Origin of the sequence: Bacillus sp. NMCC4 (assembly GCF_002998555.1) — a bacterium.
GTDB lineage: Bacteria > Bacillota > Bacilli > Bacillales > Bacillaceae > Bacillus.
The window spans coordinates 216,185-241,587 of sequence record NZ_PVRA01000002.1 but is presented as its reverse complement, the minus strand read 5'-3'; the positions used below and the strand labels follow the sequence as shown (position 1 = coordinate 241,587).

Genomic DNA, 25,403 nt, shown 5'->3' with positions numbered 1-25,403 from the left:
ATTTTCGCAAAAAAGAAAACGCCCCGCATATGGCGGGGCGCTAGTTGGTCATATCACACTGTTAATTCTGGTAATATTTTTCCACGATTTCAGCATTTTTCAGTGACAATGTTGGGTATTTCGGATTTGCACCAACATCTTTTGAAATAATGCGGGAACGTTCGCACAGTTCTCCTTCTGCTTTTTGAACCAGAATCCGTCCTGATGTGTATCCAGGTGCTGATGCGTCAGCATTTTGCTCATCTTCTACCGTTAATTCAGAGATGATAAAGAGCTGCTTCACATCTTCTTTAATGGATGCAAGAAGATTTTTCACTTCTTCTGTCGCATAAAAAGTCACATTTGCTTCAAGTGAACGTCCGATGACTTTCTCATTACGCGCAATTTCGAGCGCTTTTAGCACATCGTCACGCACTTCCATAAAGCGGTCAAACTTCACTTCTGTCGCTTCCGCTTGAGGAACAGTCACACCTTCTGGCATATCTGTTAACTGAACACTTAGCTCTTCAACAAAGCTTAAGTGGCTCCATAATTCATCTGCTGTATGCGGAAGAATTGGTGCAGTCAGCTTCACTAATGCCATTAATGTTTCGTAGAAGACCGTTTGCATGCTGCGGCGGTCTGGATGATCTGCATGCTCAATGTACACGACATCCTTTGCAAAATCGAGATAGAAAGAGCTTAGCTCAATCGTACAGAAATTGTGAATCGCATGATATACGACCGCAAATTCGTAATCATCATAGGCCTTTTTCACTTTATCAATCAATTTGTTTAATTTGATCAAGATATATTGATCCACTTCGCGTAGCTCTTCTACCGGCACCGCATTGACTGCTGGGTTAAAGTCAAATAGGTTTCCATGCAGGAATCGGAACGTGTTACGGATTTTACGATAGACCTCTGCTACTTGTTTCAAGATATCATCAGACACTGGGTGATCGGCTTGATAGTTGACAGAAGATACCCAAAGTCTAAGAATCTCCGCCCCAAGCTGCTTCGCTACCTTTGTTGGGTCAATCGTATTGCCTAATGATTTACTCATCTTGCGTCCTTCTTTATCAAGCGTAAAGCCGTGGCTTAGAACACCTTTATACGGTGCTTTTCCAGTAACAGCAACTGCTGTTGATAAGGAAGAGTTAAACCAGCCGCGATATTGGTCAGAGCCTTCAAGGTAAAGGTCTGCCGGACGGACAAGGTCATCTCTTTCTTCTAAAACGGCCTGGTGAGAAGAACCTGAATCAAACCATACATCCATGATGTCCTGCTCTTTTGTGAATTCACCGTTCGGGCTTCCTGGATGTGTAAAGCCTTCTGGCAATAGTTCTTTCGCTTCTTTTTCAAACCAAATATTAGAGCCATGTTCTCTAAATAATTGAGAGACATGCTGAATCGTTTCATCTGTGATGATCGGCTCGCCATTTTCCGCATAAAAGACCGGAATTGGAACGCCCCATACACGCTGTCTTGAAATGCACCAGTCGCCTCTGTCTCGCACCATGTTGAATAGGCGTGTTTCGCCCCATGCTGGAACCCATTTCGTTTCTTTAATATTGTCTAATAGCGCTTCTCTGAAGTCTTTAATCGATGCAAACCACTGAGCTGTCGCACGATAAATGGTTGGTTTTTTCGTTCTCCAGTCATGCGGGTAAGAGTGCGTGATAAAGTCGAGCTTTTTCAGTGCGCCTTTTGCTTCAAGCTGTTCTGTGATCGCTTTATTGGCATCCTCGTAGAATAATCCTTCAAAACCAGGCGCTTCTTCTGTCATGACACCTTTTTCGTCTACTGGACATAGCACATCAAGACCGTATTTCATGCTGACAATAAAGTCATCTTCCCCGTGACCTGGTGCTGTATGAACACAGCCTGTTCCTGCATCCGTTGTCACGTGGTCGCCAAGCATGACAAGAGAGTCTCTACCATAGATCGGATGCTCTGCAACGATGGTATCTAATTCTTTTCCTTTTAATGTTTTCACGACTTCATACTCTTCAAAGCCAAGTGTTTTTGCCACTTGTTCAACTAGCTCAGATGCGACAACATATCGCTCAACACCCACTTGAAGAACGCTGTACTCTAGGTTTGGATGAACACAAATCCCAAGGTTTGCAGGAAGTGTCCAAGGGGTTGTTGTCCAGATGATGAATTGTTCGCCGTTTTCAAGTACGCCTTTGCCATCTTTCACTTTAAATGAAACGTAAATGGATGGTGAACGTTTGTCTTTATATTCAATTTCCGCTTCAGCAAGTGCTGACTCACTTGAAGGAGACCAGTTAACAGGCTTTAGTCCTTTGTAAATATAGCCTCTCTTCGCCATTTCACCAAAGACAAGAATTTGCTGCGCTTCGTACTCAGGCTTTAACGTGACATATGGATTGTCCCAGTCTGCTCTTACGCCTAATCGCTTAAATTGATTGCGCTGACCCTCGATTTGCTTCCAAGCATACTCTTCACATAATTTACGGAATTCAGCTGTCGACATTTCTTTACGTTTGACTTTTTTATTTTTAGTGAGTGCTGTTTCAATTGGCAAGCCGTGTGTATCCCAGCCCGGTACGTACGGTGCGTGGAACCCATTCATTGATTTAAAACGGACAATAAAATCTTTTAGGATTTTATTGAGTGCGTGCCCCATATGAATGTCACCATTCGCATATGGAGGTCCATCATGCAAAATAAAGGTCGGGCGTCCTTTTGTCCGCTCTAAAACCATTTGATAGATGTCTTTTTCTGCCCACTCCTCTTGGATTTCAGGCTCTTTGTTCGGCAAGTTCCCTCTCATTGGGAATTCTGTTTTCGGCATTAATAAGGTGTCTTTGTAGTTCATACCCATTCCTCCATATGCAAATTCTGATTAAAAAACAATAAAAAAAGCCCTCTCATCCCATAAGGGACGAGAAGGCTTGTCTCGCGGTACCACCCTTTTAGACAGCGCTATGAAACAGCCGCTTATCCACTCTAAAATCGTAACGTGATCAGACGCCTTTTCTTACTCATTCATTTCAGAAAAGGAACTAAAGGGGTGATCTCATTGCAGCGTCTCGTAATGTCAGGCTTCCACCATCCCTGATTCGCTTTATTACGCATATGACAACTGCGAGTGTCCCTTTCAAACGTTTATCTCTTGTTAATTTATGATGGTATTATATGCAACATGTGCACGCCATGTCAAGATGACGCGCTTATTCTTTTTCGTCAAAGACAGCGTCAACTTCATATTCCAGTAAATGATCCCAATCGTCATTTTTTAGAAGATCAAGCTGAGCTTCGATGAGCATTTGGAAACGAGTTCTAAAGACCTTCGACTGTTTCTTCAGCTCTTCGATTTCCATCGCAATCTTTCTTGATTTTGATAGCGCTTCGTTGATAATACGATCTGCATTTTTCTCTGCTTCACGAATAATCAATTTCGCTTCTTTATCAGAATGACGTTTGACGTCTTCTGCTGCTTCCTGCGCCACAAGTATTGATTTGTTTAATGTCTCTTCAATTGTCGCAAAATGACCTAGTCTTTCGTCAAGTTCGTTTACTTTTTCTTCAAGTTCGTTCTTTTTGCGAAGCACGATTTCGTAATCTTTACGTACTTGGCTTAAAAACTCGTTTACTTCATCTTCGTCATATCCGCGAAAGCTTTTTGTGAACGTTTTATTGTGAATATCATTAGGTGTTAATGGCAACCTCGCCACCTCCAGATTCAAGTTCGTTATGTCAGAAGCTCAAATGTTACTTTAAATTTATCTTTTTTGGTCTTCCCATCAATCGTTTTCAAGCTAAATCGGCCAAATCCCCGTACAGAGAGCTGATCGCCTTCGCCGATTGTAAAGGAAGGGTCCTCAGTGACTTTCCAATTAACTTTGACAAGCCCATTTTTGACCAAAAGCTGTGCCTTTTGCCGAGACTGACGGCTGATTGCAGCACATACCGCATCAAGCCGCAGTGAAGAAATCGTATCTTCTTTGATGTCAGACTTGCTCATAACCGGTTTTAAATCTGCCTGCGTGATTTCCTCTAATGAAACGGAGGCTCTGCCAACATGCGTCAGCTGCGCCCGCACAAAATCAGCGACATCACTTGTACAAATAAACTGCACATCTTCCTCTGAAAATAACAGATCTCCAAATTTTTGACGCTTCAAGCCTGTCCCAATCAATGAGCCGAGAAGCTTCGGGTGTTCTAAGGAAATAAACTTTTTCGCATAATTCACCTGAAAATAAGACAGCTCAACATCCTGAGTAGCCGGTTCTAAATATTCAGGATAAATGAGAGCTCTTTTGCGCTCCGCTCCTTCATACCCGCCAAAAAACATGATCCCAAGCTCATCAGCATGCTGGATGACGGACTGGGTAATAAACTGCTCACGCGGATCAAGAAAGTCTGTTAATTTCATTCGATACTGGTCGAGTGCGATTTTTTTCCAGCCTAACACTTGGTCGACAAATGGCTGTTCGTCTTTTCTAAAATGTTGATAAATATCGCTCATTTTGTTCCCCTCTTATGTAAAAGAGCCTGGCAGCGCCAAGCCCGGCAGCCTGTCTACATGAAGCTTACAATCATATTGTAAAGACCAGTTAGTCCATATGATGATGCAAAACGAATCACAAGCAATGCCACAATTGGCGAGATGTCAATCATGCCAATTGGCGGAATAATTTTACGAAATGGTTCTAAATATGGTTCGCAAATGTTTGTCAAAAAACGGCCTACCTTTGATTCTCTGGTAGATGGCACCCATGACATAAAAATGTAGATAATGATACAGAATAGATAAAGCGTCAATATACTTTGTAAGGTTTTAAAGATAAGATATAGAGTCACTTTGATTTACCACCTCTGAGGTTCTTCCTCTGTCAAAAGTTCTGATATTGTGCCAGATACATCCACATTATCAGGTGTGCAGAGGAATATATTCGAGCCAATGCGCTGGATGTCTCCACCGATTGCATAAACAGTTCCGCTTAAGAAGTCAATGATTCGCTTTGCTTGATCGTGCTGAATGCGCTGCAAATTCACGACGACTGCACGTCTGTTTTTAATATGGTCTGCAATCTCTTGCGCTTCTGCATAAACACGCGGCTCACTTAACACCACTTTAGAGGATTTCTGCAAGCTTTGCAAGCTGACGACATTTTGTTTTCCAGTCTGCGGACGCTCTTGAAATGCCGCTTTGTCCTTCGTTCCTTTTTCTTCTTGGACTGGTTCTCTTTCTTCATCAATATATTCGTACTCATACTCTTCATCGTCGAGAGTGAAAAAGCTTTTAAACTTATTTTTTATGCTCATGTCACGCACCTCCTGTTTCATTTCCAACAAGTGAAGAGCCAATCCGAACGAATGTCGCACCTTCTTCAATTGCAATTTCAAAATCATTTGACATGCCCATCGATAAATGCTGACAAGGTGCATTTACTTGGTTAAGATGTTTTACTTCTTCTTGAAGATTTTTTAATGTTTGAAAGCAGTTTCGTATCACAGTGTGATCATCTGTAAATGGAGCCATCGTCATCAGTCCAGCAATTTCAATCTTTTTGAAATCAGCGAGCTGCTTCACAAATGGAATCACGTCTTCACTTTGTAAGCCGTGTTTTGACTCCTCCAGCGATGTGTTTACCTGTACAAAACAGCGAACCGTGTGATCCGCTCTTTTTTCAATTTCATTCGCAAGAGACATCCTGTCGAGCGAATGTAAGTAGTCAATTGTTTGAATGACAGATTTTACTTTTCGTGTTTGTAAACTGCCGATGAAGTGCCAGCTAATGCTTTCATCGGTTATGGCCGCTTGTTTTTCAAGTAACCCTTGGTCACGATTTTCTCCAAAGTGCAAAATTCCTGCTTCCTTGGCTTCTTGTGCTCGCTCAATCGAGACATACTTTGTGACAGCGACGACCGATACATCCGCTGGGTTCCGGCCGGCTCTTTTACATGCTTCGTTTATTTGTTCATTTATTTGTCTGAGATTCTCTCGTACATTCAATTGCACTTATGCCTCCTTAAACCCGACAAAAGACATCATACGTCCTGTTTTCCCTTGATCACGGCGGTGTGAGAAGAAAAGCTGATCACTACAGCTTGTGCACATCGAACTGACATGTATGTTTTCTTCTTTCATCCCTGCATGAAGCAATACGTTTTTGTTTAATGTTTTCAAGTCTAATTTATATTGTCCTTGTGAAATCTTGGAATACACATCCTCTGTTGAAAAGGGAAGCTGTTTCACTTGATCCATGACCACGTCATCGACTATGTAGCAGCAGCTGCCAATGGATGGTCCAATGACGACTTGTATTTGATCGGTCTTGGCACCTTCTTGGTTGACCCATAGATCTACCATCTTTGCACCAATTTGCTTGACGGTTCCTTTCCATCCGGCATGGGCTGTTCCGATGAGTCCATGTTGCGGAGCTAGAAAATAAAGCGGAACGCAATCGGCGAAACAAAGAGCGAGCATCATGTTCGGTTCAGACGTATATAAGCCGTCTGTTCCAGGCAGTGCCTCATGATAATGAAGACTTCCTCTTCCTCTTTGCTCCTTGGTGACTTTCTTGATGCGGTCATCGTGTGTTTGGTCTGCAAACACCCAATCAGAGAGCGGCACAGCAGTAGCATCTGCTATGACTTGACGATTCATTTGGACACTAGAAGCATCATCTCCTACATGGAGTCCAGTGTTCAATGATTGATATGGAGAAAGGCTGAAGCCGCCATTTTTTGTCGTAAATCCGGCCAATACCTCTTTACCAGAACATGTCATGTTCGTCCAATCATGAATGGTCATTGCATAAGGTGATTTCTGCTGAAAGGGGTCATATTTGTGTGTCAAAGCTGCCCTCCCACCTTTCATTCATCTCTCTTTATTTCGCTCCTATTTTACCACAAGACATGCGTAGACAGTTAGTGGGATTCATTAAATATTACACTCAAATGTGCCCTTTCTACAGGTTTTTTTTCAAATTGATATGAAAACGTAATCTTTTTACCCGAAAAAGACATTGTTTGCTAAGAATGGAGAGCTTATTTTAAGGATCATTGAATGATTCATTGAGGAGTTATACGAATTTTAAGAAGACAATCGGACAAGAATCACATCTTCGCCAATTTTTACTATATTTCGCCACGGCACAATCATTTCCTCTTCTTTTCCGAAAAATCCCATCATTTTACCTGTACCGCCGATAATGATCGCTTGTATTTTACCGCTCGTGACATTAATATCAATGTCCCCAATGGTGCCTAGTTTTTTTCCGCTCGACACATCGACGACATCCTTGATTTGGAATTCAGAAATACTGATCATCTGTCCTTCCCCGCCTTTCGTTTTCTACTATAATATGTATGATGGAAAAGCAGGGATACAGACCAATAGTTTCTTTCATCTACAATTTACTTAAGTGAGGACGGCCATTTCTCCACATCACATCTACCGGACATTCAAAGAAGGAAGAAAGCAAATCGCTTGTCATCATCTCTTTTGTTTCTCCTTGATCAAAAACAGTCCCATCTTTTAATAACAAGGTGTGCTGAAAAACAGGCAAAATCTCTTCTGCATGATGGGTCGTATAAAGTAAAGTAGGCGCATCAGGCTTTGAAGCAATGAATGAGATGGTCTCCAGCACCTGTTCTCTTGCTAAAAAATCAAGACCCGTCACAGGCTCATCTAAAATCAAGAGCTGCGGATCATTCATTAAAGCCCTCGCAATCAGGACTTTTTGCTTTTCTCCTTGTGAGAGTGTTTCATATGTCCGGTTCGCATATTTGAATGAACCAAATGCTTTTAATAGATCAATGGCTTTCTCTCTTATCTCATCTGTCGGGGTTTCATAAAGCCCGATAGATGCAAATGCCCCGCTGAGAACAATTTCAAATGCATTGTCGTCTCTGTGCAGTTTCTTTTCAAGTCCCGCAGAAATGAGGCCAATTTTCTTCCTGAGCTTTTCGCCAAGCGCCTCCTTGCCAAAGACATGTCCCAGCACGGTCATCTCACCTGACGTGGGGAAGTAATATGAGCAGAGCATATTTAATAAAGCGGTTTTTCCCGCACCATTTAAACCGTAAAGCACCCAGTGCTCCTCTTTGTTCACCTGCCAGTCAACAGATTGCAGCAGCCATTTCCCATTTCGTTTTAAAGAAACATCCTTCAATTCAAGTGACACCATCATTTCCCCCTGAGTAAAAATTCTGAATAAACAAATAATGAATGTTTACAGCATATCGCAATTGCTCTTTCTGGTAAACCTCACATAAAAAAAGCTGCTCCTTTTACGGAACAGCTTTTCTTTATCGTTACGAAATTTCAATTCGTACGCCTTCTTTTATATCAGGAAACGTGTGCGGGGATGCAAAGACAGCTCCCGGTAATACATCATCAAACGGCTCTTGGAAGTAGATCGAAATATGGCCGAGTTCTTTAAAGTTGTCATTTGCTTTATTGCCGAGGGCTGTGATCGTGTACGTTTGATCGCCCACTTGAATGGTACCGCCCAGCTTCAACGGCTCTTCTTCTAAATGTTCGAACTCATGAATGACGGACATATCTCTTAATTCCTGCGGCGCTGCGGGTCCAAATAAAACAATCAGCTTATCTTCTTTAAATTGCGGGACTAAGATCCCAATTTCTTTTACGACAGATTGTGTTACCATGTATCTCGATTCCTCCTTTAATACGTTTAATACATACCGAAGCTGGCAACGTATGCGATCACAACAGATAGAACCCCTGTAATGAGACGGCTATACAAAACAGCTGGTACCCCATATTGTACCGTTTCCGGCTTCGCTTCACCAAGTGACAGCCCAACTGGAATGAAATCACACCCTACTTGACCGTTGATGGCAAATAGTGCAGGGAGTGCAAATTGAGGCGGGATATTCCCTAGTGCAATTTGACTACCAATGAGAACACCGATGACTTGTGCAATGACTGCTCCAGGTCCTAAGACAGGCGATAGGAACGGCAATGTACAGACCACGACGAGCAGTAAGAGCCCCCATATAGATCCTGCCAGTGGCGATAGAAAATGAGCAATCAAGTCACCAATTTTTGTATAATTGATAATTCCAATTAACATACTGACAAATGCCATGAATGGAATAATGTTTTTCAAAAGCATATCAACGGAATCACGACCGGCCTGGTAGAACGTACCGGTGACTTTTCCGATTCCTCTTGAGAATCTCATGAGGAAATTACCTTTTTCCTGACGCTCGATATTTTCCTCTTTCAGTTTTGAATAGGTTTCTTTGAAATTCTCCTTGTCAATCGGCTCACTGTTTTCTTGACCTTCTACTTTCGCCTCACCATCAGATGCTTCCGCAAAGGAAATATCCTTTTCTGTTACGCCTGATACGAAGATATCCTCTGTAATATGTTTTGCAAGCGGTCCAGAAGGAGAGGAAGCCAAAACGTCTACAGTTGGAATGCGCTTCATTGGATAAAGTCCGATTCGCGCGGTTCCACCGCAGTCAATGACAACACACATCATTTCATCTTCTGGTATCGAGTTTTTAAAGCCGTCACATGCTTCTGTCCCTGTCATTTCTGCAATTTTACGAGCAACTGGGTGAATACCTCCCCCTGTAATGGAAACAACCTTTCTTCTTTTACCAGTCGGTTCAAGCTCTAAGCCTTTTCCCCATCCGCCAGCACCTTTTGCAACAAATACTTTGTGGTTTGTCATGTCTAACCCTCCCCTATTGTGAATTCGCTTTCATTTTTCCTGCTAAGTATTTTGTAATCCATTCAGTAATAATACCGCGAAGTAAAATGACGACGATCCCGACTAAGAAGTAACGAACAGCAAGTTCTGACATTGAATATCCTGCTTCTTTAATCCCGTTTGCAATCCCTAAGTAGACAAACAGTTCTCCTGCGTTGGCATACGGGAACAGTGATGTCACCGGATGAACAAATGAAACAGCTGAATCATAGAATGCTGGTTTTTGTTTTTCAGGTAAGAAGCGGCCAAACGTATAAGCCATTGGGTTTGTCAAAATAAGAACAGATAAGATCGGCATTAACGTGTAGCGCAAAATCGTATATTTCGCTGCAAACTGGATCGCTCTATTCACTCGCTCTTCTCCAATAAACTTCATGACAGCATAAGTGAAAGTAAGTAACACAACAAGCGTTGGAACGATGCCTGTAACAAGACCCATGAACTGCTTTCCGCCGGCTTCAAACATTCCGATAAAGTGCTCTCCAAACCATTGAATCCATTCCATGTTTCATCTCCCCTTTCTTTAGTTCACATTTGTTATATTTTTTTTCGAAATCGAGACAAGTGCTTGTTCAGCCGCCATGGAAAGTGCGTGCATGACAGCTGGCCCCTTTTTGCGTTTTTTCAATGTCTGCTTCATCATATGGTGCTCGTCTAGCACTGCACCAACATGCTTTCCTTCATATGAAGGAACTTCTTTAAATTTAGATAAGATCGACACACCGCCAAGCACATGGCATTTTTGAATGATATAAGATTCATCCACAATGATGAGCGCAATGGCTCCAGGGCCAACTTTGCGCCGTTCCATTCCCGAAAACAAGTGATAGCCTTGCTTCCCTTTGTAGTCATCAATAAGTGAATCCATGCTCTTGCGGTAGTACTTGATTTGAATAAAAGATAACCCATACTGCACAATGAGAATGATACAAAGTACGATTGCTAATTTTTCCATAGCTTCACGTCCTTATGATTGAAATAAATGATCTTGTAATGAACGCAGCTTCCAGACCGTTGTGTTTGAATCAAGTTCTACATCATCATGAGTCAGGAATTGTCCTAATTTGATGTCTTTTTTCGCTACGACTTTTCCGCTGATTAAGCCAATTGGAATGTGGCCGTTCGTTTTCATGTCTTGATGTGTTTCAAGTACACCTCTTACGGAGTACCCGCCAATTCCGTCAAGTGATTCCCCTGCTTTAATCTCTCTTTTCGCAACAGCTACTGTTTCTGACACTGGTACACCAATTGGGTGGATGGATGAATCATGCTGTAAGACCGCTTTTGCGATGGTGACAGGTGTTTCAAGACTCGCTAAGTGGAAAGGACGGTAAAGTGTATAGTGCGGACCTTTTCCAACTTTTAAGTAGCGCAGTTCTTCATCCACTGGCTCAAGATCACTCTTGACGATGACAAATACGCCTGGTGCAAGTCCATTTACATATTCAACGACTCCGAAGTTATCCAGCACGCCGCCTTGCTGTTTTTGATTCAATTTATCTGCTACATTCTCTAAATTCGCTTCGACTCCGTGCATACCGACTTTATCAGGCAGAAGCCCTGTCGCATTACTTAATAAGTTCATTTCGGCCATTGTTTTTGTGCCGTCCTGGAATGCAGCCAGCATATGTGCACTCATATGTTTACTATCTGCTTCGGCTTTACACGTATCTGGATTTGCTTCTGGGAAGAATGGGTTGTTCTTTCCTTTCCCAGCAACGAGCACCTCAAGACCCATTGTTTTCGCAAATTCATATAATTCTAGTGTTGCTGCTGGTTCGTCTCCAGCTGATCCTGAGTAAACAAGCCCTGCATTTGTGAATAACTTATGCATGACCAAACCGATAGTAATATCCACTTCTACATTTAAAAGAACGAGATGTTTTTTCGAATTAAGCGCTTCCAAAGAAATGTTTGCTCCGACCTCTGGGACACCTGTTGCATCTACTACAACTTCCACGAAATCTGATTGAATCACTTCTCTGTAATCATTTGTGACAACCATTTGATGCGGCTTCGCATGCTGCTTGTAGAAATTTGCTGCCTTCTCTGCTGCACTAAGGTGAATATCACAAACACCAGCGACAATCATGCCTGGAATTTTAGAAATTTGTGAAATGAGTCCAAAGCCCATTTGGCCTGCTCCAATAATCCCTACTTTGATCGGATCTCCACTGCGTTCTCGAGCTAACAACTGTTGATAGATTGACATCTAAATCATCCTTTCAGGTTTTCTTGCTTCTCAATAGATTGCTAGAAATATAATCTGAAACTTTTAACAAATGTTATAAAAATTAACAAAAATCTGTTTCTTGTAACATTTGTTATTTTATTTATCATTTGTTATGAACTTAGTTTATATGATGTGTCAACTTTGTGTCAAGCTAAAATCGATGAAATTTTCAATCTTTTTGAGTCTTTAGACTCAAAAAAAACTACCTAATGATATTTAGGTAGTTACAGATTGTTGACAAAGGGCTAAAATGATCTTCATTTTAGCCTTTTGTCTTCTTTTCAGCGTGATAGAAAACCTTTGCAGTCTAGGAAGGACGAGTATCGGAGCGGAGCGAATTTGACATTCGTGAGCACCGGCACGCAGGACTGACACCGAATGCGAGGGTTTGTCTACACGCTGACTACCTAATGATATTAGGTAGTTACTTTAATAAGGCATCTCCTGTTCGTTCATCGGTAATTAATACATGAATTAATCCACCTGCTAATGCCGCCCGGATCGCTTCAATTTTCTCTTCGCCACCAGCGACACCTATGACCAGCGGAATTTCTTTCAGCTTTTGCGGGCTTATGCCCATCACCCGGTCGTTCCATGGGTGGGGATATACTTCCCCTTGATGATCAATAAAGTTATAGCAAATGTCACCTGCTACACCCTTCGCTTGAAGGATGTCCTCTTCGCCGCTTGTCATATAAGATTTCACCATCGTTGAATGCTGCGGAACACCGCCAATTCCGACAACCGCAATATTTGATGATTCTCCTAGTTCAATCACTTTTTTGATCGACGGCTGTCTAATCAGTACTTCCTTCGCTTCTTTCGTATCAAGCATGACGGGAACATGTAAAAACTCACATTTAGATTTGAGTGCCTCTGTGCATCTCGCAATAATATAGTTGGCGTGGATATCGACGTCTTCATTTCCCACACCTCCGACAAGCGGAACAAATGTCACGGATGGATAGTACTGAACAGACGTAAGCGCTTTCGCCATTTCATGCAGCGTTGTCCCTGAGGAAAAGCCGATAACTTGTCCATCCTTCATCACTTTTAATAAAAAGCCCGCCGCCGCCGCACCGATTCGGCTTTTGGTTGTGTCTTTGCTAAGTGTTTCCACACAGACGACTTCTCGCAGCCCATATTTGCGTTCTATTTTTCTTTCTAACGATCCATACTGTTGATTGACTTCATCATGAATAATGATTTCCACGATTCCTGCTTCACGTGCTTTTGCCAAATATTTCGATATGAGCGAACGGCTAACCCCAACAGCTTCTGCAATGTTAGATTGAGTGGCGCCTTCTTCGTAATACATATGCGCAACCTTAATGAGCAGCCTTCTTTCATCATGGAATGTCATAATAACCCTTCTTTCCGCTTAAGTGTTCCCTAACAAATGATATCTAAAATAACATTTGTTAAAAACAGATTAAATGAAAAAAATAACCGAGTCAATACTAGGGGCATGTTCTCTAACAAGAATGAAAAAAGCCGCACATGAAGCGGCGGCTTTAAAAGATGTTTTTATTCATTTGTTTGATGGCTGCTTTTTCAAGCCTTGAGACCTGTGCTTGAGAAATCCCGATCTCTTCAGCGACTTCCATTTGCGTTTTGCCCTGGAAAAAGCGTTTACGAAGAATCATTTTTTCCCTGTCGTTCAATCTGCGCATGCCCTCTTTTAAGGCCAATTCTTCCACCCATTGTGTGTCTTTGTTCCGTTCATCACTAATTTGATCCATCACATAAATCGGATCTCCTCCGTCATTATAGATCGGTTCAAACAAAGATACAGGATCTTGAATCGCATCTAGGGCAAAGACAATTTCCTCATGAGGCACTTCGAGCACTTTGGCAATGTCTTCTGCTGTTGGCTCCTTGCTTGTCTCACTAATCAGCCTCTCACGGACCTGAAGTGCCTTATAGGCAATATCTCTTAGTGAACGAGACACCCGAATCGGGTTGTTATCACGCAAGTATCGACGGATTTCTCCTATGATCATAGGAACCGCATAAGTTGAAAATCTGACATTGTGGCTTAAATCAAAATTATCAATTGATTTCATTAATCCGATACAGCCTACTTGGAAGAGATCATCGACATATTCGCCTCTGTTGTTAAAACGCTGAATCACACTTAAAACCAACCGTAAATTGCCATTGACTAGCTTTTCTCTTGCTGTATCGTCACCCTCATCTTGCAGCTGTCTGAACAATTTTCTCATCTCGTCGTTTTTCAGAACAGGCAGTTTGGAGGTGTCGACTCCGCAGATTTCCACTTTATTTCTGGACACTTTTTTCCCTCCCTACAGGAGCTGTTGTACAAAGTTCAGTATCTCCTTGGGATGGAAAAATATGCACGAGCGATGACGAGAATCATGTGAAAAAATGGTTATCCCTTTGATAGTAAAGGGATCGAGCTTTCAAAAAATTTTTTTAGACCATTTTATTAAATTCTTTTTGTAATCGTTTAATGATTCTTTTTTCAAGCCTCGAAATATACGACTGGGAAATCCCAAGCATGTCAGCGACATCTTTTTGGGTTTTTTCCTCACCGCCGACCAAGCCAAATCTTAGTTCCATGATCTGCTTTTCGCGGTCATTTAATTGCTCCAGCGCTTTTTTCAGCAGTTTTTTATCTACATTTGCTTCAATGTCCCGCGTGATAATATCATCATCTGTTCCAAGTACGTCTGATAAAAGCAGTTCATTTCCGTCCCAATCAATGTTGAGCGGTTCATCAAACGAGACTTCTGAACGGATTTTATTATTTCGCCTCAAGTACATCAGAATCTCATTTTCAATACATCTCGAAGCATATGTTGCCAGCTTGATCTTTTTTTCAGGGTTAAATGTATTGACTGCTTTGATCAGGCCAATGGTTCCGATACTAATTAAATCCTCAATATTAATACCTGTGTTTTCAAATTTCCTTGCGATATAAACGACTAAACGCAAATTTCTTTCGATCAGAATCGCCCTTGCGGTTTGATCACCTTTTGGTAATTTGACAAGCAGTTCCTGCTCTTCATCCTTTGATAATGGAGGCGGCAGCGCTTCACTTCCACCAATATAATAAATTTCATCACTCTTTAGACCTAGCTTCATGAGGAGTTTATACCAGTAGTAAGTGAGTTTAAATTTTAATTTTTTCATCTTCTTCTCCCTTCTAAATGTCAAGTTGACCTCGTAAGATAAAAGACATCACAAAAAACTACGACACCCCCTGGATGATTTTCCCGTCTAACATATCTGGATGAATGATGGATTGAAATTCCTGATCTGCTGATAAACCGCTCAGACTCAACCCTACAAAACACTTGGCTGGCTGAATCATAAGCGTCTTTGAATAAATGAAGACTGTATCTGGTTTTAGGCATAGTAGAAAACCGTGATCATGACCGACTGCTCGATATGGAACAAGTCTTAATCGATCAAGAAGGGGAAATTGATCATCGATCTTTTGCATCACTTCAACAGGATGAGACTGTTTCATGAGCTCTATAAATGGCTCTCCGCAAATGGCCGTTAGCTGATCGGCCTGGACGATCATGACAGGTGTTTTTGTCATAGGATCATACAGCTGATTGCCAGAATCGACGAGTCCATTTAAGCGGATGGTCTCCCCGTGAATGTGTATCTCTACAAGCACTTGTTCATCATATTGTCTTTTTTTCGCACCAACCTCTCCTAATCTTTTCTTTGAAAACAGCCATATCGCAGGAAAGCCGGTTAAAACAAAAAGCCAGCTAATGGGATCACCAAAGCCATCATTTTGTGAAATGAGCAGGCCATCTTGGATCACTGTGTTGGTTTGCAAAAACGAATGAACCCCGATCATGCCTCCTCCCATCAAAAATGTTACAAAGTAAAAAGCAAACAGATTTTGAAAAAAGGAACGAAATCTTTGAAAACCAAAGGTTGCAAGAACGATGAAGACAGAAAAAAATAGTTTGCCTAAAGGGTGTGACACAACCATTGCAAATGGTGTAAAGAGCAAGAGAACAATGCTCGATCCAATGAGAGCTCCTAACATATATCGCCTTTTTTTTACTTGTCGTTTGAGAATAAATGCAGTGAGTAAGAGAAGCAATAGATCAAAACAAAAGTTTAACAGCCAGATCACATCTAAATAAATGACCACCTTCTGCTCCTTTCATCTGAAACAAAGAATCAAAAGCAGTACTTGCACTTGTTTGTACCAGTATAAAACAGTCAAGAGATGGAAGTCTGTCAATTCTTGTAGGGGATGATAGAGAACTTTTGGTGGATTGTTATTGTTTTTGTCGAGGAATGAGAGCGCGAAGCAAGAGAGTGTTCTTCTGGACAAGCTTTCAAACAATTGCTCGAAAAAAAAAGACACGCTCCTGGAAATCGTGTCTTTTGTTTAAGTTACTTTTCATTGATGTTTAATGTGCCTGAAGCCTTTTGTCTTGTGACATTTCCATAATCATCTCGCACAATTACTTCAATGACCGCACCTTTTGCTTTGGCGGTAGAAGTAGCTGTCCAGTAGCCTTCATATGTTCCGCTAGATACTTCGCGAAGCGGCAGCTCTGTTGTATTTTGAAGCTTTGATCTCGCGTTTGTCAGCGGCATGTGAATAACAAACGTTGCGTCTAGCTTTTCCCTGCTGTTAAATGAAATTTTAACAGACTCTCCTGATGATAGATGGACATTCTCTGCTGGAGTCAGCTTAGAAATTTCAGGTGCCTCGTATTGGACATCGATATTGACTTTTTTAGTCGTTTTGTTTCCTGCTGCATCTTTCGCTGTTACTTTTATTGTATTTTTCCCGTTCTCAAGCAGTATTCTTGCGGAATATTTTCCATCTTTTACGGTTGCCTTTTTTCCATTTACAGTGACTTGATCAAGATGATCATCTGTGACCTTTCCTTCTACAGTGAGTGATTCTTTATTAGACTTTCCCCCTTTTTCAGGTGTATCTATGGTGAGTGCTGGAGCTGTTTGATCAATGATGACCTTTACTGGTTTTGATCGTTTCGTTGCGCCTTTATCCGTAACAGTCGCAGCTGTGAATACATGCTCTCCACTTGAAACTGTGACCTTTTCTTTGAAAGCGCCTGACTGATCTGCTTTCACTTTGGCAATCTCTTCATCGTTTTGATAAATCGCTACATCAAGCCCAGGGGAGGCTTTGCCTTCAATCTCCAGTTCACCTTTGTTCGAAATGGTTCCGGCCTTCGGAGATATAATCTCTGGCACATCTGCTTCATAGTCAACAAGCGCCCGAATCATATAATTCCCTTCTTCTTTTGGAGAAGGAGAAAAAGCACCGCTTGTCAGCTGCCAGCTTCTTTCAGCATTTGGACCATCTTCGTCCGTTGCAAGTCCTGGAGACTCCGTATTCTTTTTCGTTTGAATATAGACAAGATAGAAATCTCCATCCACCGTAATGGCTTGATCTTCTAAATCTACTTTTGTCCATTCACCATTACGCAGCGCATTCGCTTTTAGAGGTCCTGCAATTTTCTCCCCTGGAGCTCCATTCTTCCCAGAAGCATCATACACCTCAACCGCAAATTCATTCCCGCCAGGAGCTGGCCACTCTGATGACCAGAAACGGAAAAGCCCCCCTGTGAGTTGCGCTTGTTTCTTCCCCTTTTCTAATGAAAACTTCACAGCCCAGCCATTGCCAGGATCATAGAAGGCTCGCGCATTTTCAGCTGTTCCGTCATCGTAGCCAATTTCACCAGCAAAGCCGATGAATGGCTCCAGCTGAATGGCTTTTTCAACCGGCTTTTCTGTCACATCTGCTGTAAAAGAATAACCTTTAAACCCTTTCGCAAATACTTTGACGGTATAGACACCGCTCAATGCCTCTAGAGAAAATTCGCCAGCTTCATCTGTTTTCACCGGCTTAATTTTCGCATCCTCTACAAGATAAACCGTGGCATCCTTTACTTTTTCACCCGTTTCTTCATTGACAATTGTACCGGATATCGTTCGTTTCTTAAGTGGCTGTAAGGCGAAATTTGCCTCAGCCGTTTCATTTGAAGAAATATTGACTGTTTGTTTGCGTGATTCAAACCCGTAAGCTTCCGCTTTCACTGTGAATTCCCCTGCACTGTGAGTAAGCTGATATCTCCCTGTCGCTTCATCTGTGTACGTTGATTTTCCGCTTTCAAGAACACTAATTTCCGCTTTCATAGGAAGAGCTTTGAAGGACGGAGCATCAAGATTTTTTTCCTTTTTCAATTCTTTTGTTTTTGCAGGCTTCTTATGTGGATGTACAGCCTTTTCTTTTTGAGGCAGGGCTTGATCTGTTATTTTCATATCACCTAAATTAACATCTTCGTTTGTCACCTGTCCTTCAATCGTGCCAATTCCATCTGTTAATGCCGTAATCGCCTCTTTTGCATCAACTAAACCTGCCCCATAGCCATTGTTAGGGGATTCCGGGAATTGCTGATCAGTCAACGGCTTCGCTGTATCAATGAGAATTTGTTCAATCTCTTCAACAGAAAGATCTGACTGTACTTGGCGAAGAAGAGCCACAACAGCTGAAACATGCGGACCAGCCATCGACGTCCCATTCCAGCCATCTTCATACCCTTTCCCTGGAATGGATGAACGAATGTTTACCCCTGGGGCCGCAATATCTGGTTTCATGACGCCATATGGAGACGGACCTTGCAGCGAGAAAGACCCCAATTTGTTGTCTTGATCCGTTGCACCCGTTGCAAAGGCCTCCTGATAGTTCGCAGGATTTGCAATTGATCCCTCACCACCAGGGTTAAATAAATCGGTATTGCCAGCTGAAAACTCTGGGAAGATGTCCGCCGCTCTCCAAGCATTGACCACATCTTTATACCAATCATCAAGACCAGGCCCACCGCCCCAAGAATTATTGACGACATCTGGTGCCTTTTCTGGATGTGGGTTTCCGTCCTCATCTTTTGGTGCTAAAATCCACTCTCCTGCGTCAAGCAGATCAGCATCTGAACCACCATCTTCTGAGAAAGCTTTCACCGCAATCCATTTTGCGCCTGGTGCGACTCCGATTTGATTCTTTCCATCTGGCTCAGAGCCAACCATCGTTCCCGTCACATGTGTACCATGCTCTAAATCGTCGTATGGCGCTTCAGATCCTGTTGTAGCATCGTACCAATTGAATTCATGAGATGGATCATTCGGGTGTGCTGGATCAAATCCGCGGTATTTTTCCTTTAAAGCAGGATGATCCCATTCCACTCCTGTATCAATACTTGCCACAACAGTACCAGTACCGTCATAGCCTAAAGCCCACGCTTCTGGAGCATGAACTTGAGAAATGTTCCACTCGACTCCATCTACTGCTTTCATTTGTTTTTTCTTCTTAGACGTCTTCAAATCAACGGGGCGATGAATTTGACGGGTTTCATTCGGCAGCACTTGATCTACTTCTGGGAAGGAAGCCACCTTTTCCATGACTTCTTTCGTTCCCGTCACCGCTAGACCATTCACAATATAGTACGAATGAATCTCCTTCACTTGCTTTTTCTTTTGTTCCTTTTGTAAATACGTAAGCAGCGCTTGCTGCGTCTCCTCAGACGTTGCTCTTAATTCTGATACGACGGCTGATCTTTTTGTGTACTGCGTTTTAGCCGCTGTTAATTTCTGTTTTTTGGCTCTGGACACAGCTTCCTTCGCCACTTTTTGCGTATTTGTTTGCTCCTTCATTTTGATTAAAAAGGTCACCTTGTCATCCTGTTGAAACTGTTTCATTAATCTAGATGAGATCTTTGCTTTTGTTGTCTTAGAGGAAACAGCTTCCTCCTGATATGAGGTAGAAGTCGATTTTGCTTGAACCATCCCAAAGCTTGTCATCGTTAAAGTACCTATCACCAAAAGACTCATCAAACGATAGCCGGCGGTTTTGCGAAACTTCAATTTCAATCAAATCCCTCCTCCTCAAATGGCCAAACAGAGTATATGTCTCACTCCTTTCCTTCTTTTGTTCATGACAAGATTCATGGTGTTCTTTTTAATGTAGTCAAATAAAGGTCATCATCTTGTCGTTTTTTGTAAGAGGGGTTAAAAATGATTCTTTTTTCTTAAGCACCTTAAGTCAAATTACATATGAAAGATGAAGTGGCTCTCACACATTTAAGACTTTTTGATTAGAGTCCCCTTATACGTTGAGACATGAAAAAACCCCTTCCAATGGAAGGGGTTAAGCTATATTCGATTAGCGTTTATTGCGGTTGCGTAAGAACGTTGGAATGTCCAGCGTATCATCACTTGATTGTGTATTTTGTCTCGGCTGAGATGATGGCTGCTGATGTTCCTCACGTTTTACTTCACGTTTTTGAGGAATGGATTGATTTTGCTTTAATCCTTGTCCTAGTGGATTTCTTTGTGGTTTTGTCACTTCTGGCTCTTGCTCAATAAATCCAGTTGCGATCACAGTCACCACAATTTCATCCTTCAAGTTATCATTGATGACAGACCCGAAAATCATGTTTACATCTTCGTCAGATGCAGAAGCCACAATATCCGCTGCTTCTTGCACTTCATAAAGACTTAGGTTTGTGCCACCCGTAATGTTCATGATGACGCCTTGAGCACCATCGATCGCTGTTTCTAGAAGTGGTGAAGAAATGGCTTTCTTCGCTGCTTCAGCAGCACGGTTTTCACCTGTTGCGACACCAATACCCATAAGAGCCGAACCTTTATTGGACATGATTGTTTTCACGTCAGCAAAGTCAAGGTTAATCAGACCTGGTGTTGCAATTAAATCGGAAATCCCTTGAACACCTTGTCTAAGCACGTTATCTGCCGCGCGGAATGCTTCCAGCATTGGCGTGTTTTTATCAACAATTTCAAGCAAGCGATCGTTTGGAATCACGATTAATGTGTCAACTGCTTCTTTCATAGAAGCAATTCCTTCAACTGCTTGAAGCTGACGCTTTCTTCCTTCAAATGTGAAAGGACGAGTCACGACTCCAACTGTCAATGCACCAGAATCTTTTGCGATTTTTGCAATGACAGGTGCAGCACCCGTACCAGTTCCACCGCCCATACCAGCTGTAACGAAGACCATGTCTGCGCCTTTTAGTACTTCTTCAATCTGCTCTTTGCTTTCCTCAGCAGCCTTCTTACCGACCTCAGGATTCGCACCTGCTCCAAGCCCTCTTGTCAGCTTAGCACCGATTTGCATTTTAGTTTCTGCTTTTGATAGATTTAACGCCTGTGCATCTGTATTGACTGCAATAAAATCGACACCTTGTACGTCATTTTCGATCATTCGGTTGACAGCGTTATTCCCGCCGCCACCTACTCCGATTACTTTAATTGATGCTAGGCCGTCTATATTTGTTTCAAACTCCAACATGCTGAATCCTCCTAATCCGTCGAAAATCTAATTCTATTCCCAGAACATATTAAATAGTTTTTTCATTTTGCCCGGTTTTTTATTTGTCTCTTGTTGTGCTTTTTGTTTTACTTTCGGTCTTGGCTGCGCTTCTTTCACTTGTGGTGCAGAAGAAACCGGCTCCATGGATGCGCCTATTTCATGAAACGCCTCATCTGGCATTTGGAATCCAACCTGTCTGCCCTGAATCTTTGCATTGCGATAAGCAAAGTGGATCAGACCCACTCCTGTCATATATTGAGGCTCTCTCACCCCGATATAATTCGGACTTGCAATCCTGACATTGTTTTGCAAGACCGTTTGTGCAAGAGAAAGGATACCTGGTATGGCTGCCTGTCCACCTGTTAGAACGAATCCACCAGGCAAATCATGGACACCCATATTTCTTAATTCCTCTGCCACAAAGAGCAGGATTTCCTCCAGCCGCGCTTCAATAATGTTAGCCGCATCAAGTTGTGTATACGTTTGTTTTTGATCGGTACCGATCACAGAAACTTCAAATGTCTCCTCAGTCGATGCCTCATCATAAAACGCATGCCCAAATTGTTTTTTGATTCGTTCAGCTTCTTCAGTGGAAGTTCTAAGTCCTATAGACAAATCTTTTGTAATGTTCTCTCCGCCCAAAGGGATACTGTGAGTAGAATAGAGATGCCCGTTTTCAAATACGGAAATCGTTGTAGATCCGCCGCCAATATCGACAAGAGCTACCCCGAGATTTTTTTCATCTTTCGATAATGCTGCTGAGCCCGATGCGATTGGCTGCAAGCAAATATCCATAATTTCAATTCCAGCTCTTTCTACACATCGGAGCCAGTTATGTAGAATCGTTTTAGAACCTGTAATTAACGATCCTTCCACCTCTAGCCGAACACCAAGCATTTTTTTCGGATCTGTGATCTCATCTCTTCCGTCGACGATAAATTGTCTCGGAATCACGTCTACGACGAGATGTTCTTGAGGAATAGATACTACTTGTGCTGCATCTAAGACACGTCTCACATCTTCAGCATGTATTTCTTTGTTTTCACTAGATACTGCGACCACGCCGCTCGTATTCTGAATATGAATGTGGTTTCCGTTAATTCCGACAATCGCCTTTTGTAAAGGAAATCCTACCATTCTCTCAGCCTGTTCAAATGCTTGTCTAATAGAATGAACTGTCTCATCTATATCAACAATCGATCCTTTTTTTAACCCCTCTGAAGGGACATTTCCAACACCTATAATGTTAAGCGAATCATCCGCCATTTCTCCGACGATGACTTTTATATTGGATGTACCGATGTCAAGGCTGACGTAAATTTCATTGTTGTTCATTCTATGGCACCTCCTCACATATCAATACTTTCTATTCTATTATTTGCTGAACAACAATACAATGAATGTGTTTTTACAAGTGTGTAACAAAACTTAAAAAATCAACATTTTTTATTAGGATTACTGAAAATATTCGTTACATCATATGTATATCCTTTTTTATGACTCACTTTTTTTCTTTTTTTCTCTTGAAATTGTCCATTTTGTTAGTAGAATTCTTCTGATAACTGCTATATTTTGAAACAATCTAACGCCGAATGCAAACATTCCGACTAAGTACAAGTCTACACCAAGATGGACGCCCAGAAAAGCTAAACTTATTGCGAGTATAATATTAAAGAAGAAGCCTGATACAAACACTAGTTCATCGTATGCCCCTTGCAGATGTGCTCGGATTCCACCAATCAATGTATCAAGCGCAGCAAGTACAGCGAGGGAAAGATAGTTAGAATACTCATTCGGTATCGTAAAATTTGTTAAGAAACCGATCGCAACTCCTATGATTAAGCCAAGTACAGGAAGCCACATTAAGATTTTCCCTCCTTTACATCTTCAAGAGGCTTCAATTCGTTTACTTGAATTGCACCGTCATATGCTTTTAAATGGATTTTTTTCTTCGGCTGGCTCATACTCAAGCTGAAGTTTTCCTGAGCAAACAAATCACCAATATCTGATACATTTAAACGGCTGTATAATTTGTCGGCCTGCTCACTAATCATTTTAATGTTGACTTCATCACTATCTAAGCTGTAACCATCTATTTTTGTCGTGCCATTAATATCTCGAATCACACTTGTATTAATTACACGGCGATCATTGATGGAAATATGTTTTGCCCCAAACATATTGGCTTCATTAATTAACTTTTTCAGAAGATCAGGCGGGATATTTTTCACTTCTTCTCCGGTAAGGTCCTTTGAAAAAAGCTGAGAAATTTCAATTTCAATCCCCTCCCCTTCCACTTCTGTAAAACCAGCCTTTTCTTTTAAATCTTTTAACGTTTTTGTTAATTGTGCTTCTTTTGATTGATCTCCTTGATGACCATATTTTTTTAGCATCTCGTCGTATTTATCAATTTCTCTGAGCAAATCCAATTCCTTACTTTTAGATGCAGATAAATCCTCTCTCAGTTCCCAAACATCACGAGTATCACGAACTTTGGGCTTTTGTAAAGAATTAAACTGGATGGAGACCATGATGCCAAATATGATCATTAAAGCTGTTAAACTAAGTAAAGGCTTCTTTTTCCTCAACACCACTCACCTTTTCACTTTTAATCTTTGTTTCTTAAAAGAGGGTTCATACGAATATCCGTTTTCTCAATCGTCATTGAAATGTGATCACTTGTCAGCTGATCGACCACTCCTTCTGCAATATTTAAAGCAGGTATTAACACAGCCGGATCTCCAATACCAGAAATGACAAATGGTGCTGGATGCTGAACACCATCAACAGTGACAACTGGACCATTACAATGTATGTATGATTGGTGTGTGATTCTTTGCCCATTAATAGATACAGCAGAAGCCCCTGATATAAATAGTTCGTTTATCACATGAAAAATGTGGCTCTCATGCACAATGTAATTATTGACATTTTGTCCACTCGGGATATAAGATGCATCTTCAAGAGATACTTTGACCCCTTTTCCTTTTACACCAATCTCTCCTGTAAACATTCTGTATTTCTCAACATCTTCCAGTACATTAAAATACTGCTCTTTTTCATTTTTCAAATTGGACTCTGTCGCTTGAACCTTTGATTGAAGACTATATAATTCTTTTTCGAGTTTCTGATTCGCCTTTTCTTGCTTTGTGAGCTGACTTTTCAGAGAGTATTCTTTTTTCCATTGCTCTGTTCGAATGACATCTGCCTGATGCTGCTTTGTATATTGGTATGAAAAAGAAATCAGAAAACCAAGAACAAGCATGACAATTGAGAATATAACTGTTTTGCCTCTCAACGCTCATCTTCCTTTTTCTTAGATTTAAACGCTTCAAAATACGTAGCGACTTCCATATGGATTGTGCCTTTTTCAGAAGACGAAAGTTCTTTTACAATGGCTGGATAGGTTTTCATTTTATCACCGAATGTTTTAATTGATGCAATCACAGTGTTTCCGTCATTCATATAAAATTTAACTAGCCACTGGTTTGAATTTGTCGGCACATAATATACTTCTGAGATGAGTTCCTGAATAGAGGCTGGCAGCTGATTTAAAGATCTAACGGTTTGCTTCAGCTTCTCCTTGTTGTCCCAATCGACAAAAATAGGTCCTGCATGACTCGGTGTAACTTCTTCTGGTAAAGCGGTCCCATTTTCAAGAAGCTCATAATATAGATTTCCCTTTTGAAGATACGCAATATTTGCATATTCTTTGACAGCAATACTGACCTTATTTGGGAAATGCTTTTTGATCCTAACGCTTTTAATCAGTTTATTTTGTTTAATATGATCTGCTGTTATATCTTTATTTAAATTCCAAAACTCTGTTTCGCCTTCTTTAATTTGTGAAAGTTTAACAAGCTGTTTTGTAGAGACATGCTCGTTACCTGTGATGGTTAAAGAAGAAATTTTGCTGATTGGTGTTTGCAAATAAATAATAATTAAAACCATGATAAAAAACAGTAGTATAAAAGAGATCAGTCTACGATTCGCTTTTTGCTTCCTTTGTTCTTTAATTTTAGGAATTCGCTCTTCTATATTGACGATCTTTTCATTTTCATGATCAGGCCGCATATATACTCTTCACCTCATTCAAAGCTAC

Annotated in this window: 25 protein-coding genes; all 25 read right to left on the bottom strand. The window is 41.4% G+C overall.

The window, feature by feature from the left end:
* Positions 1-61: 61 nt before the first annotated feature.
* Entirely contained in the window at positions 62-2,827 is a 2,766-nt protein-coding gene (ileS, locus tag C6Y02_RS05495) for an isoleucine--tRNA ligase (RefSeq protein ID WP_106030814.1), read from the bottom strand.
* A gap of 355 nt (positions 2,828-3,182) precedes the next feature.
* Complete coding sequence (locus tag C6Y02_RS05490) at positions 3,183-3,677, bottom strand: DivIVA domain-containing protein (protein WP_003211323.1); 495 nt, start codon at positions 3,675-3,677, stop codon at positions 3,183-3,185.
* 26 nt (positions 3,678-3,703) lie between these two features.
* Complete coding sequence (locus C6Y02_RS05485) at positions 3,704-4,480, bottom strand: YlmH family RNA-binding protein (protein ID WP_106030813.1); 777 nt, start codon at positions 4,478-4,480, stop codon at positions 3,704-3,706.
* 53 nt (positions 4,481-4,533) lie between these two features.
* A complete protein-coding gene (locus C6Y02_RS05480; protein WP_106030812.1) occupies positions 4,534-4,815 on the bottom strand; it encodes a YggT family protein in 282 nt (93 codons plus the stop codon).
* 6 nt (positions 4,816-4,821) lie between these two features.
* The gene (locus C6Y02_RS05475) at positions 4,822-5,280 is read right to left on the bottom strand and encodes a cell division protein SepF (protein WP_034662521.1); all 459 of its coding nucleotides are present in this window, start codon (positions 5,278-5,280) and stop codon (positions 4,822-4,824) included.
* A 1-nt stretch (position 5,281) separates the two neighbouring features.
* Positions 5,282-5,971 carry a YggS family pyridoxal phosphate-dependent enzyme gene (locus C6Y02_RS05470; protein ID WP_066031761.1) on the bottom strand — a complete coding sequence of 230 codons (690 nt, stop codon included), beginning with the start codon at positions 5,969-5,971 and terminating at the stop codon, positions 5,282-5,284.
* 6 nt (positions 5,972-5,977) lie between these two features.
* Positions 5,978-6,817: a peptidoglycan editing factor PgeF gene (gene pgeF / locus C6Y02_RS05465; RefSeq protein WP_106030975.1), complete on the bottom strand. Its 840-nt coding sequence runs from the start codon at positions 6,815-6,817 to the stop codon at positions 5,978-5,980.
* Positions 6,818-7,054: 237 nt separating this feature from the next.
* Positions 7,055-7,291 (bottom strand): YlmC/YmxH family sporulation protein, encoded by a 237-nt coding sequence (locus C6Y02_RS05460; protein ID WP_008344958.1) that lies wholly within the window; start codon positions 7,289-7,291, stop codon positions 7,055-7,057.
* Between the two features lie 79 nt (positions 7,292-7,370).
* Complete coding sequence (locus C6Y02_RS05455) at positions 7,371-8,150, bottom strand: ABC transporter ATP-binding protein (RefSeq protein ID WP_106030810.1); 780 nt, start codon at positions 8,148-8,150, stop codon at positions 7,371-7,373.
* Between the two features lie 127 nt (positions 8,151-8,277).
* On the bottom strand, positions 8,278-8,634 hold the full coding sequence (locus C6Y02_RS05450; RefSeq protein WP_007499733.1) for a PTS glucitol/sorbitol transporter subunit IIA: 357 nt from the start codon (positions 8,632-8,634) through the stop codon (positions 8,278-8,280).
* Positions 8,635-8,660: 26 nt separating this feature from the next.
* Positions 8,661-9,671 (bottom strand): PTS glucitol/sorbitol transporter subunit IIB, encoded by a 1,011-nt coding sequence (gene srlE / locus C6Y02_RS05445; RefSeq protein ID WP_034662527.1) that lies wholly within the window; start codon positions 9,669-9,671, stop codon positions 8,661-8,663.
* 13 nt (positions 9,672-9,684) lie between these two features.
* Positions 9,685-10,215: a PTS glucitol/sorbitol transporter subunit IIC gene (gene srlA, locus C6Y02_RS05440; protein ID WP_003210918.1), complete on the bottom strand. Its 531-nt coding sequence runs from the start codon at positions 10,213-10,215 to the stop codon at positions 9,685-9,687.
* 18 nt (positions 10,216-10,233) lie between these two features.
* Entirely contained in the window at positions 10,234-10,665 is a 432-nt protein-coding gene (locus C6Y02_RS05435; RefSeq protein ID WP_034662530.1) for a transcriptional regulator GutM, read from the bottom strand.
* Between the two features lie 12 nt (positions 10,666-10,677).
* The gene (locus C6Y02_RS05430; protein WP_034662533.1) at positions 10,678-11,922 is read right to left on the bottom strand and encodes an NAD(P)H-dependent oxidoreductase; all 1,245 of its coding nucleotides are present in this window, start codon (positions 11,920-11,922) and stop codon (positions 10,678-10,680) included.
* Positions 11,923-12,367: 445 nt separating this feature from the next.
* Complete coding sequence (locus C6Y02_RS05425; RefSeq protein WP_066030943.1) at positions 12,368-13,306, bottom strand: sugar-binding transcriptional regulator; 939 nt, start codon at positions 13,304-13,306, stop codon at positions 12,368-12,370.
* Positions 13,307-13,457: 151 nt separating this feature from the next.
* Positions 13,458-14,237 carry an RNA polymerase sporulation sigma factor SigG gene (gene sigG / locus C6Y02_RS05420; RefSeq protein ID WP_003211879.1) on the bottom strand — a complete coding sequence of 260 codons (780 nt, stop codon included), beginning with the start codon at positions 14,235-14,237 and terminating at the stop codon, positions 13,458-13,460.
* A gap of 142 nt (positions 14,238-14,379) precedes the next feature.
* Positions 14,380-15,099, bottom strand: coding sequence for an RNA polymerase sporulation sigma factor SigE (gene sigE, locus C6Y02_RS05415; protein ID WP_007499746.1), 720 nt, complete (start codon positions 15,097-15,099; stop codon positions 14,380-14,382).
* A gap of 58 nt (positions 15,100-15,157) precedes the next feature.
* Positions 15,158-16,087, bottom strand: coding sequence for a sigma-E processing peptidase SpoIIGA (gene spoIIGA / locus C6Y02_RS05410; RefSeq protein WP_060596194.1), 930 nt, complete (start codon positions 16,085-16,087; stop codon positions 15,158-15,160).
* Positions 16,088-16,335: 248 nt separating this feature from the next.
* Positions 16,336-19,842: a S8 family peptidase gene (locus C6Y02_RS05405; protein ID WP_106030809.1), complete on the bottom strand. Its 3,507-nt coding sequence runs from the start codon at positions 19,840-19,842 to the stop codon at positions 16,336-16,338.
* A 292-nt stretch (positions 19,843-20,134) separates the two neighbouring features.
* A complete protein-coding gene (gene ftsZ, locus C6Y02_RS05400) occupies positions 20,135-21,280 on the bottom strand; it encodes a cell division protein FtsZ (RefSeq protein ID WP_024424252.1) in 1,146 nt (381 codons plus the stop codon).
* Between the two features lie 33 nt (positions 21,281-21,313).
* A complete protein-coding gene (gene ftsA, locus C6Y02_RS05395) occupies positions 21,314-22,636 on the bottom strand; it encodes a cell division protein FtsA (protein WP_106030808.1) in 1,323 nt (440 codons plus the stop codon).
* A 159-nt stretch (positions 22,637-22,795) separates the two neighbouring features.
* Positions 22,796-23,164 carry a small basic family protein gene (locus C6Y02_RS05390; RefSeq protein ID WP_003210988.1) on the bottom strand — a complete coding sequence of 123 codons (369 nt, stop codon included), beginning with the start codon at positions 23,162-23,164 and terminating at the stop codon, positions 22,796-22,798.
* On the bottom strand, positions 23,164-23,889 hold the full coding sequence (locus C6Y02_RS05385; protein WP_106030807.1) for a DUF881 domain-containing protein: 726 nt from the start codon (positions 23,887-23,889) through the stop codon (positions 23,164-23,166). The genes C6Y02_RS05390 and C6Y02_RS05385 overlap by 1 nt, the downstream gene beginning before the upstream one ends.
* Before the next feature lie 20 nt (positions 23,890-23,909).
* The gene (locus C6Y02_RS05380; protein ID WP_106030806.1) at positions 23,910-24,599 is read right to left on the bottom strand and encodes a DUF881 domain-containing protein; all 690 of its coding nucleotides are present in this window, start codon (positions 24,597-24,599) and stop codon (positions 23,910-23,912) included.
* Entirely contained in the window at positions 24,596-25,375 is a 780-nt protein-coding gene (locus tag C6Y02_RS05375; protein WP_060596191.1) for a cell division protein FtsQ/DivIB, read from the bottom strand. Before C6Y02_RS05375 ends, C6Y02_RS05380 begins: the two co-directional genes overlap by 4 nt.
* Between the last annotated feature and the right edge of the window lie 28 nt (positions 25,376-25,403).